This window comes from Cryobacterium sp. TMS1-20-1 (genome assembly GCF_004402355.1).
GTDB classification, from domain to species: Bacteria; Actinomycetota; Actinomycetes; order Actinomycetales; family Microbacteriaceae; genus Cryobacterium; species Cryobacterium levicorallinum.
Window position 1 is genome coordinate 23,268 of sequence record NZ_SOGF01000027.1, and the last position, 12,654, is coordinate 35,921.

11 protein-coding genes are annotated in these 12,654 nt (G+C 65.3%); 7 read left to right on the top strand and 4 right to left on the bottom strand.

Annotation, left to right across the window (positions count from 1 at the left end; all coding sequences use genetic code 11):
• Positions 1-30: 30 nt before the first annotated feature.
• The 5 genes from E3O45_RS06555 to E3O45_RS06575 all read left to right on the top strand — a co-directional run bounded on the left by E3O45_RS06555 (position 31) and on the right by E3O45_RS06575 (position 5,836).
• Entirely contained in the window at positions 31-1,635 is a 1,605-nt protein-coding gene (locus E3O45_RS06555; protein WP_134442669.1) for a S1C family serine protease, read from the top strand.
• A gap of 139 nt (positions 1,636-1,774) precedes the next feature.
• On the top strand, positions 1,775-2,830 hold the full coding sequence (locus tag E3O45_RS06560) for a glycosyltransferase family 2 protein (protein WP_370450328.1): 1,056 nt from the start codon (positions 1,775-1,777) through the stop codon (positions 2,828-2,830).
• 4 nt (positions 2,831-2,834) lie between these two features.
• Positions 2,835-3,659: a CDP-alcohol phosphatidyltransferase family protein gene (locus tag E3O45_RS06565; RefSeq protein ID WP_134442670.1), complete on the top strand. Its 825-nt coding sequence runs from the start codon at positions 2,835-2,837 to the stop codon at positions 3,657-3,659.
• Positions 3,646-4,539, top strand: a complete 894-nt coding sequence (locus tag E3O45_RS06570) for a glycosyltransferase family 2 protein (RefSeq protein WP_134442671.1) — start codon at positions 3,646-3,648, stop codon at positions 4,537-4,539. Before E3O45_RS06565 ends, E3O45_RS06570 begins: the two co-directional genes overlap by 14 nt.
• Before the next feature lie 19 nt (positions 4,540-4,558).
• The gene (locus E3O45_RS06575; RefSeq protein WP_134442672.1) at positions 4,559-5,836 is read left to right on the top strand and encodes a CDP-glycerol glycerophosphotransferase family protein; all 1,278 of its coding nucleotides are present in this window, start codon (positions 4,559-4,561) and stop codon (positions 5,834-5,836) included.
• Between the two features lie 147 nt (positions 5,837-5,983).
• Here the strand turns inward: E3O45_RS06575 and E3O45_RS06580 are convergent, their stop codons facing one another.
• Positions 5,984-6,859 (bottom strand): hypothetical protein, encoded by an 876-nt coding sequence (locus E3O45_RS06580; protein ID WP_370450323.1) that lies wholly within the window; start codon positions 6,857-6,859, stop codon positions 5,984-5,986.
• A gap of 153 nt (positions 6,860-7,012) precedes the next feature.
• On the opposite strand from E3O45_RS06580, the gene E3O45_RS06585 reads away from it, so the two are divergent.
• Positions 7,013-7,291, top strand: coding sequence for a helix-turn-helix domain-containing protein (locus E3O45_RS06585; RefSeq protein WP_092450179.1), 279 nt, complete (start codon positions 7,013-7,015; stop codon positions 7,289-7,291).
• A 12-nt stretch (positions 7,292-7,303) separates the two neighbouring features.
• On the opposite strand, the gene E3O45_RS06590 is transcribed toward E3O45_RS06585, so the two are convergent.
• Both E3O45_RS06590 and E3O45_RS06595 read right to left on the bottom strand, forming a co-directional pair.
• Positions 7,304-8,071, bottom strand: coding sequence for an ABC transporter ATP-binding protein (locus E3O45_RS06590; RefSeq protein ID WP_370304229.1), 768 nt, complete (start codon positions 8,069-8,071; stop codon positions 7,304-7,306).
• Positions 8,071-8,871, bottom strand: a complete 801-nt coding sequence (locus E3O45_RS06595) for an ABC transporter permease (RefSeq protein WP_241985255.1) — start codon at positions 8,869-8,871, stop codon at positions 8,071-8,073. Before E3O45_RS06595 ends, E3O45_RS06590 begins: the two co-directional genes overlap by 1 nt.
• A 178-nt stretch (positions 8,872-9,049) precedes the next feature.
• Between E3O45_RS06595 and E3O45_RS06600 the strand changes: the two genes are divergently transcribed.
• Positions 9,050-11,038, top strand: coding sequence for an aconitate hydratase (locus E3O45_RS06600; RefSeq protein ID WP_134442673.1), 1,989 nt, complete (start codon positions 9,050-9,052; stop codon positions 11,036-11,038).
• 42 nt (positions 11,039-11,080) lie between these two features.
• On the opposite strand, the gene E3O45_RS06605 is transcribed toward E3O45_RS06600, so the two are convergent.
• Positions 11,081-12,553 carry a hydroxymethylglutaryl-CoA synthase family protein gene (locus E3O45_RS06605; protein ID WP_134442674.1) on the bottom strand — a complete coding sequence of 491 codons (1,473 nt, stop codon included), beginning with the start codon at positions 12,551-12,553 and terminating at the stop codon, positions 11,081-11,083.
• Between the last annotated feature and the right edge of the window lie 101 nt (positions 12,554-12,654).

The following is a 12,654-nucleotide window of genomic DNA, read 5'->3' on the forward strand; positions in this document are numbered from 1 at the left end:
AAAGCTGGCAATGCTTGGAAGGAGCACCCGATGACCGACAACAATAAAGATTCTGGCACCACCCCCGATCCGGCTGATGATGCAGCAGCATTTGCCGTGAATGAGTCCGGCGAGGCTACTCCGCCCACGGTACCGCCGGTGCCACCCACCGAAGCGCCGGGTGCACCCTCGGCCCCGACCGCCCCGTCGACGAATTCCGAGCCCGCAGTGCCGGTCGTCAACGCACCGACCCAGCCTGCCGCGACTGAGACCGGTTACCCGGCCGCGAACCCGACCTCCACTTACCCGACGGATGCCTTCGGTCGCCCCGTCGAGACCGCCACAGCCTCTGCCTACGCCCCCAGCGTCGCCCCGCAGGACTACGCCACCGCTAATTCCTACCCCGGGCAGCCGTTCACGGCCGGCAAGACCAAGGAATCCGGTCGCCGCAAGGGCAGCGTCGCGCTCATCGCCGCCCTCGCCATCGGCGCCCTGGTCGGCGGATCATCCGGTGCCGGCATCACCGCCCTGATGATGAGCAATCAGAGCAACGGAGTCCGGGTCAGCGAAGCCTCCGGCCCGAGCAACGTCGTGGTCAATGACTCCACGAGCGTCAATCAGATCACCGCCGTGGCCGCGAAGGCCTCGCCGAGCGTCGTGACCATCGATGTCGCCAATGGCTCCTCGGGCGGTACCGGCTCCGGGGTCATCCTCACCGAAGACGGCTACGTGCTCACCAACACCCATGTCGTCACGCTCGACGGGGCCGCCTCGGACGTCACTATCGAGGTCAAGAGCAACGACGGGAAGCTGTACACCGCTACGCTCGTCGGCACCGACCCCATCTCCGACCTCGCCGTCATCAAACTGACCGACGCCAGCGGCCTGACCCCGATCACCTGGGGTGACTCCTCCGAGCTCAACGTCGGCGACAGCGCCATCGCCATCGGCGCCCCCCTCGGCCTGTCCGGCACGGTCACTGACGGCATCGTCAGCGCCCTCAACCGCAGCATCACCGTCGCAAGCTCGGCCGCACCGAGCTCGCCCGACCAGACGGTACCCGACGAGGGCGACAGCCAGAACCCGTTCTTCTTCGACTTCCCCAACCAGAACGGCGAACAGTCGCAGGGCTCCCAGGGTGCCACCGCGAGCATCTCCCTCCCCGTGATTCAAACGGATGCCGCCATCAACCCCGGTAACTCCGGTGGAGCCCTGCTGAATGACGCCGGTGAGCTGATCGGCATCAACGTGGCCATCGCTAGTGCCGGCAGCACGACCGCGTCGTCGGCGGCCGGAAGCATCGGCGTGGGATTCTCGATCCCGTCGAACTTCGCTCAGCGCATCTCCGATGAGATCATCGCCAATGGAACGGCCACGCACGGCCTGCTCGGTGCGAGCGTCAGAGACGCATCGAGCTCGACCAGCAGCACGGTGGGCGCCCTCATCGTCGAAGCCAGCTCCGGTGGTGCGGCCGAACAGGCCGGCCTGCAAGCCGACGACGTGATCACCAACTTCAACGGTGTGCCGATCACCGACGCGATCGACCTCACCGCCCAGGTGCGGGTACTCCCCGCCGGTGGAACCGCTGACCTCACCTATGTGCGAGACGGCAAGTCGTTCACCGTCTCGGTCACGGTCGGCGAGCTCACCAGCTAAGCCCCGCTCCTTCCCTGCACATCGCGTCGCCGGCTCGCCGGCGACGCGATGTGTTCGTCGGCAGGTGGGTGACGGAACGTCGGTGCGTGGCGAATTGCCGGGCTGGTAGGCTCGATCGTCCTACCCCCTTATCGGAAAGCTGGCCAGCCAGGTGCACCAAGGTAGTACGGGATTTCTGCCCGGGGTCTCGTACGTGATGCCCGTGCTGAACGAGGCGACACACGTGCGAGCTGCAGTCGAGAGCCTGCTGGGGCAGGACTATCAAGGACCGTTCGAGGTCACCCTGGCACTCGGACCGAGCATCGACGGAACGACCGAACTGGTCGAGGAAATGGCCGCCGTAGATGCTCGCATTCGTGTCGTGGCCAACGAAGTGGGGTCGACTCCGGCCGGCCTGAACACGGCCATTCGCGCGTCCCAATATGCGGTCGTCATTCGCGTGGACGCTCACTCGGTGTTGCCCCCCGAGTACGCCCGCGTCGCGGTTGAAACGCTCGAACGCACCGGCGCCGACAACGTCGGCGGCATCATGGATGCTCGCGGAATCAGCGCCTTTGAACGGGCCGTAGCCCGTGCCTACGGCACCCGCATCGGCCTCGGCGGCACACCGCACCACGTGGGCGGAGCGGAAGGGGCCGCCGAAACGGTCTACCTGGGCTGTTTTCGCACCCAGAGCATCCTCGAAGTCGGTCTCTTCGACGAGGGTGTGAAACGCGGCCAGGACTGGGACCTCAACCGTCGGCTGCGCGAGGCCGGTGGCCTGGTCTGGTTCACGCCGAAGCTGCGGGTGCTCTACCGGCCCCGGCCGACCCTGGCCCAATTGGCGCGGCAGATGCTGTCGACCGGGCTGTGGCGCGGAGAACTCGCGCGGCGCTACCCGGCGGCCAACGGCATCCGTTATTTCGTGCCGCCGGCCATGGTGCTCGGTGTGACTCTCGGAGTGCTCCTCGGCCTCGGGGGGCTCCTGCAGCTGACTCTCGGCGCAACGCCGTGGCTGATCCTCGGCCTGATTATTCCGGCCGGGTACCTGCTCATCGTCGTCGCCGCGACTCTCGCGGCGGCCCGACCAGACGGATTTCGTGCAGGACTGCACTTTCTCGTAGTCTTGCCGTGCATTCACTTCTGCTGGGGAATCGGCTTCGTCCTCGGATATCTCAAGCTCACCAGCAACATCACGGCACACACGGGAAGGTGAGCAGATGACCAGTTCGCCCCACATCTCTCCCAACCGGCCGGCCCGACCGGAGTCGATCGCCCAGCTCCGAGCCGTCGCCCAGCCGCCGGAGGTGCGCCTGCGTGCCAACGCTGAGCACTGGACGGCAAGCCTGTACCTGCGCGACCTGTCGCCGTACCTGACCTGGATGCTGCTGAAAACCCGCATCTCCGCCAACGGTGTGACCGCTCTGATGATCCTGGCTGGCTGGTCGACCGCCGCAGCGCTGCTGATTCCCGGAATCTGGGGCGCACTGCTGGCCCTCGCCCTCAGCCAGGTGCAGATGCTGATCGATTGCTGCGACGGTGAAGTCGCCCGCTGGCGCGGCACGTCCTCACCCGCGGGGGTGTTTCTCGACAAGGTCGGGCACTATTCCACCGAGTCGCTCATTCCCATTGCCCTCGGCTTTAGGGCAGCCGCGTACCCGTTCGAGTCGCCCGAGGATTTTCTCTGGACCAGCCTCGCGCTGCTGCTCGCCCTGATCATCGTGCTGAACAAAGCGCTCAACGACATGGTGCACGTCGCCCGCGCCAACGCCGGCTTAACCAAGCTCGCTGATACCCACGGTGAGAAGACGCCAACGTCGAGCCTGATCGCCCGGGTGCGCCGCTTGGCCCGCTTTGTGCCGTTCCACCGGCTATACCACTCCGTCGAGTTGACCATGGTCATCTTCGCTGCGGCCCTGATCGGGCTGTTCCTCGGTCAGCCGATCGTCGACCGGGCCGTGCTGAGCATCCTGGTTCCGCTCGCATTTCTGTCGCTCATCGGCCATTTCGTGGCCATTATGGCGTCCAAGCGTGTCCGTTCCTAGCTTTGGCTCCGGCACCCCGACGGTCGGTGTCGTGGTGCTCACCCAGGGCACCCGGCCGGTGGACCTCGACCGCGGAATCCGCTCGGTGCTGGCCCAGCAGGGGGTTACCCTCGACGTAATCTGTGTCGGCAACGGCTGGCAGCCGACCGGCTTGCCCGCCGGCGTGCCATCGCTCGGGCTGCCGACGAACCTCGGCATTCCGGCCGGACGCAATCGCGGGGTGTCGCTCGTCGCCGGGGACTACCTGTTTTTTCTCGACGACGATGCGAGCATTCCCGACCCGAACTTTCTGATCAACGCGATCGGCAAGCTGCGCGCCGACCCCACGATCGGCCTGCTGCAGCCGCGGGTCGAGGACCCGACCGGCGTCGAATCGCCCCGGCGGTGGATTCCGCGCATCCGCAAGGGCGAGGCCACCACGCCCGGACCGGTGTTCTCGGTCTGGGAGGGCGCCGTGGTGCTGCCGCGGGCCGTCTTCGACGCGACCGGCGGCTGGGCCGAGCCGTTCTTCTACGCCCACGAGGGCATCGAACTGGCCTGGCGGGTCTGGGACCAGGGCCGGGTCGCCTGGTATGCCGGCGACCTCGTGGCCAACCATCCGGTGATCCTGCAGACCCGGCACGCCGACTATTATCGCCTGAATGCCCGCAATCGGGTTTGGCTCGCCCGTCGCAACCTGCCAGCCCTGTTGGTGCCGCTCTATGTCGGCGCCTGGACGGCAATTCAGGTGCTGCGCTGGGCCCCGAACAACCGGCCGGCCCTGCGCGCCTGGTTCGGCGGCTGGCGCGAGGGCTGGCGCAGCGATCCGGGGCCGCGGCATCCGCTTCGAGCACGCACGATCTGGCGCATGACCGTCGCCGGGCGACCGCCGATTATCTGAGGGACGGTAGGCTGGTGCGGTGGTAATTCGGAAAGATGTCAGGCGTGCCGTCAAGCTGGTCAAGGATGTTGTGGCATCCCGCAAGGCGCAACACGCGCTGCGCGGCCCGCTGAAATCGCGGGAAATACGCGAGGACAACCACTTCAAGATCGCTGTCTACTTTGCTGACGGGCCGGTCAACATGTACCAGATGCGGCAGTGGTACCGGCCGCTCGCCACCCTCGCCAAGACCTGGCCGGTGCTTGTGCTCAGCCGCACCGGCGGCGGCACCCTCAAGCTCATGGACGAGTCGCCGGTTCCGGTCGCCTACGCGCGCACGGTGCCGCAGCTCGAGCGGATCGTCGCCGAGCAGGACATCCGCATCGTGTTCTATGTCAACCAGAACCCGCGCAACTTTCAGATGATGCGCTACGGGCGCTGCTGGCACGTTTTCATCAACCACGGTGAGAGCGACAAGATGTATATGATCACCAACCAGTTCAAGGCCTACGACTACTCCTTCGTCGCCGGGGACGCCGCGCTGGCCCGACTGGACCGGGTGCTCTGGGACTACGACTTCGACAAGCGCGCCATCAAAATCGGGCGCCCGCAGGCCGACTATTTCAGCGGCGAACTGCCGTACACGCGCGACGACCGCCAGGTGGTGCTCTACGCCCCCACCTGGGAGGGCGATCGGGCCGCCGCCGCCTATGGCTCCGTCGCCACCCACGGGGTCGCGCTGGTCAGCGCCTTGCTGGCCACCGGAACGCATCGGGTCATCTATCGTCCGCACCCGCGCAGCGGCGTTGTCGACCACCTCTACGGTGCTGCCAATAAGACCATCATCAGCGCCATCGCCGCGGCGAACGCCCGCGATCCGCGCGCGCAGCACGTCTACGATTCCGGCCCAGACCTGGGCTGGCAGTTGGCCGCCGCTGACGTCGCCATCGTCGACATTTCGGCGATGGTGTACGACCGTCTTGCCACCGGCAAGCCACTCATTATCACCCGCCCCGTGAACCCGACGGCCGTGATCGACACGAGCGGGTACCTCTCAGACTGTGAGTGGCTGCCCGCCGAGGCGGCCATGGACATCGTCGCCGCCGTCGACCGGCTCACCCACGATGGCGCGGCGGTCGAACGACTGCAGGGCTGGGTGCAGCGCTATTTCGGCGACACCACCCCCGGCGTCGCAACGGAGCGCCTGCACACGGCCGTGCAGCACCTCATGGACGAATGGGATCGGTTCGCAGCCGTGCACGGGCACGATGCACCCATCGTGCCCGATCCCGCCACGATCCCCGACGACGAGCTCTAGCGTCGGCTTTTGACCGGGTGTTGCGCCTCCCAGCGAACATTGCGCGCTGCTGTGCTGCACGGGCGCCCAATTGTGGCTCGCGCGCCGGGCCGGCCGCGCGCGCGAGCGGCTTGGGGTTGCGCGAGCAGCACCAGCACGACCGACGCGCTACTCCCGTGCGGGGTCGGGCGGCGCTTCGAGCTGCTGCGGCTGCGCAGTCGGCCACGAAGCGGATGCCAAAGGCTCGGCCGGTCCGGCCGCCACCGGCTTGCCCCGGTGCGTTTCCCGCACTCGGATCTCTCGCAGTCGTGGGTCCAAATCCGGCTGAAACCCGCTGGGCGGCGGGCCGAACGCGAGTCGTGACGCGTGCATGACCTTATTGCCCAGAATGTGATTGCCGACACCGCCGATGACAGCTCCGATGCCAAACGGGAGGACTTTGCCGAGCAGGCTGGCGCTGCCACGGGTGGCGAACTGACGCAGAAAAGCGCTCTTGAGCCGGTCGGTCAGGGGGCCCAAAACCGCCCGGGGGAGGCTGTTCGTGATGAGTTCGCCCCAGTAGGTGGTGCGGGCCGTGCCCGAACCGGTGACCTGGCCAGCGAGCTGGCGCACCAGATCGCTGCCCTCCCGGCCCAGCATCATGGTCAGGACCAGGGCGCGGGCTCGCTCCGGATCCTCCACGGCGATACCGTGTACCTCGCTGACTGACTGCGTGAACAGCGCCGTTGCCTCGAGAAAGCCGGCGGTCTCCAGGCCAGACAGGGCGATGGTCACGCCCGTGCCGACCCCGGGAATGACGGCGGTCGCGCCCACTGCTGCGCCCCCGGCGATGACCGCCGCGAGATAGCGCTTCTCCAGGATGCGCACGATCTGCTCCGGCGAGGCGTGGGGATTGCGGCGACGGATGCTGCGGATGTGGGCCAGGACGACTGGCCGGTGAATGGCCAGAACCCGGTCGATTCCCTTCACAAACCCGGTCGGTAGGGCGCCGCCCTGCGGATTCCCGCCGGTCGATGACAGCATCGGTGTGCTTTTCCTGGCCATTGATCGCCTTCCCCTCGCCCGTCTCGTCGAGTGTACGTGGTGCGCCGGGGCACACGCTGTGCCGCGCGGCGACTCCGGCAAGACATCAAATACCACGTCTGGGCAATTGTCCAGCCGCTAGTCAAGACCGGGGCGGGCGGCTACAACTGAGGAATGCCCGAGCCGAAATCAGAAGCATCCAGACTGCTTGGCCGCCGTCTGCGCGAACGGCGCCTGACTCTTGGCTTCAATCAGGAGTCGGTGGCCCTGCTCGCCGGACTCAACGTGTCGAATTATGCCCGAATCGATCGGGGGTATGGAAACCCGACGATGTACACCCTCATTCGACTCGCCGCCGTACTGCAACTCGAACTCAGTGAGCTGGTGATCGGTCTGGAGGTCGAACAGCTTCCGCCCACCCGGGACGCCTACCTGGCCATCAACTTTCGCTGACGATGCTTCTGGTCAGGCCTTGGGCTTGACGGCGTAGTCCGCGTTGTAGCGCTCAAGCACGTCGGTGATCGGGGCATCGAGCACAAGATCGCCCCGGTCGAGGTAGAGGCCGCGGGTGCAGAACCGTCGCAGGTCTCGCTCATTGTGCGACACGATGAACAGCGTTCGGCCGCCGGCGAGAAGCTCTTCGATGCGCTGATAGCACTTCTCCCGAAAGGCCTTATCTCCCACGGCCAGTACCTCGTCGACCAGGAGAATCGGTTCTTCCAACCGGGAGATCACGGCGAAAGCGATGCGCACCTTCATGCCGCTGGACAGATGCTTGTACGGCGTATCGATGAAATCGGCGATCTCGGCGAAGTCGATGATCTCGTCAAAGCGTTCGGCAATTTGCTTGCGGGTCATGCCGTGCAATCCCGCAGTGAGATAGACGTTGTCGCGTACGCTCAGGTCGTCGACGAATCCGCCGGTGATCTCGATCAGCGGTGCGACGCCCTCGGTCACGTGCACCGTTCCCGTATCGGGAAGTACGACTCCGGTGACGAGTTTGAGCAGGGTGGACTTGCCCTGGCCGTTGCGGCCGACGACACCGATGGCTTCCCCCGGCTGCACGGTGAAGCTCACGTGCTGCAGGGCCCAGAATTCGCCCGGGCGGCTGCGCCGGTTTCTGGCACCGAAGAGGTCCTTGAAATTGCGGCGACCGCGACGATTCCTGCGAAAGCGGATGCCGACATCCACTAGCGAAATCACCGGCAGCACCGCGGCTGTCTGGTTCACCACTAGATCTCCTTCAGAACGGCGCGCTCGGTACGGCGGAAGACCAGCAGCCCCAGCCCGAGAAAGACCAGGGACATGACAACGCTGATCAAAACGGCGAACCAGTCGAGTTGCTCCGGAAAAAACGCTGCCCGGTAGAGGCTGAAGATGCCGGTCAGTGGGTTGAAAGTAGCCCAGAACTGCAGTTCAGGCGGAAGATCGGTGGTGCTGTAGATGATGGGGGAGGCGTAGAAGAGAAATCGAAGGATGAGTTTGACGGCCCGTTCCAGGTCCCGAAAGAACACGACGAGCGGTGCGACGAGCAGGCCGACGCCCGCGGTCAGCGCTGCCTGAATCACGATGGCGAGGGGAAAGAACAGCGCGTCGATGTGCAGTTGCGCGCCGTAAACAATGGCGAAGAGAACCAGTACCGGTATCGAAGCGAGAAACTCGATGCCCTTGGAGAGCACGAGGCGGTTCACCCAGATGGTGCGGGGAATGCGGGTGGAGCGGATGAGCTTGGCCTCGCGCAGAAATGCCCTCGTGCAATCGGAGACAGCCCCGTTGAACCACATCCAGGGCAGCAGGGCGGCCAACAGGAACACGATATAGGGCTCGTTGCCGACGTTTTTGTCAAATACCTGGGTGAAGACGAACCAGTAGATTCCGGCCATCACGAGCGGATCGAGGATGGACCAGAAGTAGCCGAGTACCGAGGTGGAGTAGCGCACGCGAAGATCGCGCTGCGTCAGCAGCCAAAGGGAATGCCGATACCGCGCGATCGGCGTGCGCTGTTCGGGGCGCACCAGGGCGTAACTACTCACGCCGTCTATCGTATGGGAGCCGGACTTGGTCTCGTGCCAGCCCACACTTACTGGGCTCTGGCCCAAACACCCCCAAACAGTGGTCGTCAGCCCCGCAGTCGCATAGGTTAAGGATCAGCGGGTTGCGTGGATGGGTGCTTGTCGACGCAGCCACCCGCACACAAGCAAGGGAGCCCGCATGGCCTACAACGTCGCCCAGAAATTAATCTCCTCGCACCTGATAGTCGGAGAGATGATCCCCGGCACCGAAATCGGCATCCGCATCGACCAGACCCTCACCCAGGATGCAACGGGCACCCTGGTCATGCTCGAGCTGGAAGCTCTCGGCCTGGATTACGCACGCACAGAGGTTTCCGTGCAATATGTCGACCACAACCTGCTGCAGGCCGACAGCAAGAACGCCGAAGACCATGACTTTCTGCGTTCTGCCTGCCAACGCTTTGGCATCTGGTTTTCCAAGGCCGGCAACGGGGTATCGCACCCGACGCATATGCAGCGCTTCGGCATCCCGGGCAAGACCATAGTCGGCTCGGACAGCCACACCCCGGCGGCTGGCTCTCTCGGCATGCTCGCCATCGGCGTCGGCGGCACCGAGGTCGCGCTGGCGATCGCCGGCGAACCGCTCTACATTCGCATGCCCGAAATCTGGGGGATTCGTCTCACCGGACAGCTGCCGCCGTGGACGAGCGCCAAGGACGTCATCCTTGAAATGCTCCGTCGCCACGGTGTGAAGGGCGGAGTCAACCGGATCGTCGAGTACTACGGTCCGGGGCTGGCATCGCTGACCGCGATGGACCGGCACGTGATTGCCAATATGGGCGCAGAGCTCGGAGCAACGACGACGGTATTCCCCGCCGATGATCAGGTTCGCACATTCTTGCGCGCCGAGGCGCGTGAGGACGACTTCGTCGAACTGCTCGCCGACGCTGATGCGACCTATGACGTGAACGAGGAGATCGATCTCGCGACGATCGTGCCGTTGATCGCGCTGCCGAGTTCTCCGGGCAATGTCGTTCCGGTGAGCGAGGTCGCCGGCCGGCCGGTCGAGCAGGTGGTGATCGGGTCATCCGCTAACCCGGGTCTGCGTGACTTCGCGATCGTCGCGGCGATCACCAAGGGACGTCAGTCCTTTCCCGGGCTGAGCCTTGACGTCAATCCGAGTTCACGCCAGATTCTGCAGGACCTGACCAAAATGGGCGCCACGCTGGATCTGATCGGGGCCGGCGCGCGGCTGCACCAGTCCGGCTGCATGGGCTGCATCGGCATGGGGCAGGCACCCGCCAACGGCAGCATCAGCCTGCGCACCATGCCGCGCAACTTTCCGGGTCGCTCGGGCACCCAGGAGGACTCGGTCTACCTCTGCTCGCCGGAAACCGGGGCTGCGGCCGCGTTGACCGGAAAAATCACCGATCCGCGCGACCTCGCCGACTTGTTCGGTATGGACTATCCCGAGATCGTCCTGCCCGAGTTCTCCAGTGTGAACCTGACCATGCTTGAGGCGCCGCTGCCGGCGGCGGAATCGCTCACCATCGCGCTGGTCAAGGGCGAGAATATTTCATCCCTGCCGGTCTTCGGCCCGCTCGCCGAGCGTATTGAGGCGCCCGTTGCGCTGATCGTTGGCGACGATATTTCAACGGATGAGATTCTTCCGGCCGGTGCGCGTGTCTTGCCGTTTCGCAGCAACGTGCCCAAACTTGCCGAATTCACCTTTGATCAGGTCGACCCGACCTACCCGACCCGCGCCGCGCTCAGCCGGGACACGACCGGTCATATGATTGTCGCCGGCGCCAACTACGGGCAGGGTTCCTCCCGCGAGCACGCCGCGATCACGCCCCGATTCCTCGGCCTGCGGGTGGTGCTGGCGGTGTCATTCGCGCGCATCCACTGGCAGAACCTGGCGAACTTCGGCGCGCTCGCGCTGCAATTCACGAATGCCGCCGATCACGATCGCATCCAGCGTGACGACGTCCTGGTGCTCGATGGCATTCGGGAGGCGCTCGCCAACGGCACCGAGATTCTCGTTCGCAACACCACCCGCAACGAGACCTATGCGGTGCGGCACGAACTCTCCACCCGCCAGATCGAGATGCTCCTGGTCGGCGGTCTCATTCCGTGGCTGCGTGCCCGGCACGCGCAGGGCGAGCCCGAGATCGGCGCAGCCGAGTAGCGGCACAAAGAACGGGACCGGCTCCCGCCGGCCCCGTTCTGATTATTCGGTGCTGTCGACCACGTATCGGTAATACTCGACGCCCTCATCGAAGAAGTCGGGTCCGTTCGATGTTCCGACATGATCGACCACGAACTCGTCGTGGGCGGGCGGGGTGACGTCGATCAGGCGTCCCGCGTGCACGTCGATATATTGCGTTTCGTTCAGATCGACAGCTCCGAGCAGCGCGCTGTCGAAATTGATTCGCGCCGCCGCGTCTTGCCACCCGGCCACAACGCGCAGCGGCAGGGCCTCCGCCGCGTCGCCACTGCCATAGCCGAGGGCCAGCCAGTCCTGATCGGCCAGATCCAGGCCGTCGGTCAGTGCCTGGTGCAGGCCAGCGGCGAGCCAGGCCGGCAGGGCAGCGGTGTAGAGATTACCGAGGTCGCGCATGGCTTCCGAGCCGAGTCCGAGCTTTTCCCGAACGAGGGTGTCCCAGAGCGGGGTTTTGCGCAGCTGGTTGCGCGCCCGGCGCGCCAGCGGAAAGGCATCGCCGGTGTTTTCGGCGAGCTGCGCACCGATGATGCCGAATGGTTTTGGGGCCAGCAGCTCAGCGCTCAGCCGATCGGCGTCGACGCCGGCTGCGGCGGCGAGTGCGCGCAGCTCGTCGTGACCGTCAGTATCGTGCGCGAGAGCGAACAGGTAGGCCATGACCCACCCGGTGGTGGGCATCTGGTGGTACGGGCGGTGCATGAACACCGCGTCGATGTCGTGAAAATAGTCGAGATTTCGGCCGGGGCGTTTGTCGAGCATCGCTGTCATCGCATGGTGGGTGGCATCGATGTAGCAGCTGGTGGAGTAATGCCCGTTGAACATGGGCAGGTCCTGCAGCTGGCCGTCGTCGCGGTCGGGCTGATTGCGAAAACGTGTAAACGGCTTGCGAAAGTCGGCCACCCGATAGTCGGAGTCGCTGCCAGCCCCGGCGAGGTCCACCTCCAGTAGCCGGGCGTCGCTCTCCAGCAACATGGCGACGGCCCCTGCTCCCTGGGTGGGCTCGCCGCTGCCACCGCGCGCGTACTCGGCGATGTCGGCGCAGACGACGATGGCCTGGCGACCGCGGCCATCCGTTGCCAGATAGCGCAGCGCAGCTTTCATGCCGTACACGCCGCCGAGGCAGGCCTGCTTGAATTCAGGCACTTCGCAGTCTCTGGCCAACAATGGCAGGCCGGCGGCGGCGAGGGCCTCATTGACCATGCCCTTCACGATGACAGCACCGGCCGAATTGTCGGTGCTTGATTCGGTTCCGAGGGCGAGCAGTCCGACCTGGGTCGGGTCGATGTCATAGTCCCTAATCAGCCGCCAGACCGCGGTAGCCGCGAAGGTATAGACACTCTGCCGGGGTGCGCGCATGCGAAAACTGCGTCCGACCACCGAACGGAATTTCTCCCACGGTTGGTCATTCCACTCGCACCACGATTCGAGCTGAACGCGATACGGCGGGAGGTACAGGGAGAAACCACTAATTCCAGGAGCCAACTGTGTCCACTTAACTTTCAGGTGATTGCGGGGCCGCGACGGTCACGTTATTTTAGTCGGCCAAGCTGCGAGTCGGGGCGCGGGCCGGTTCGAACGGATAA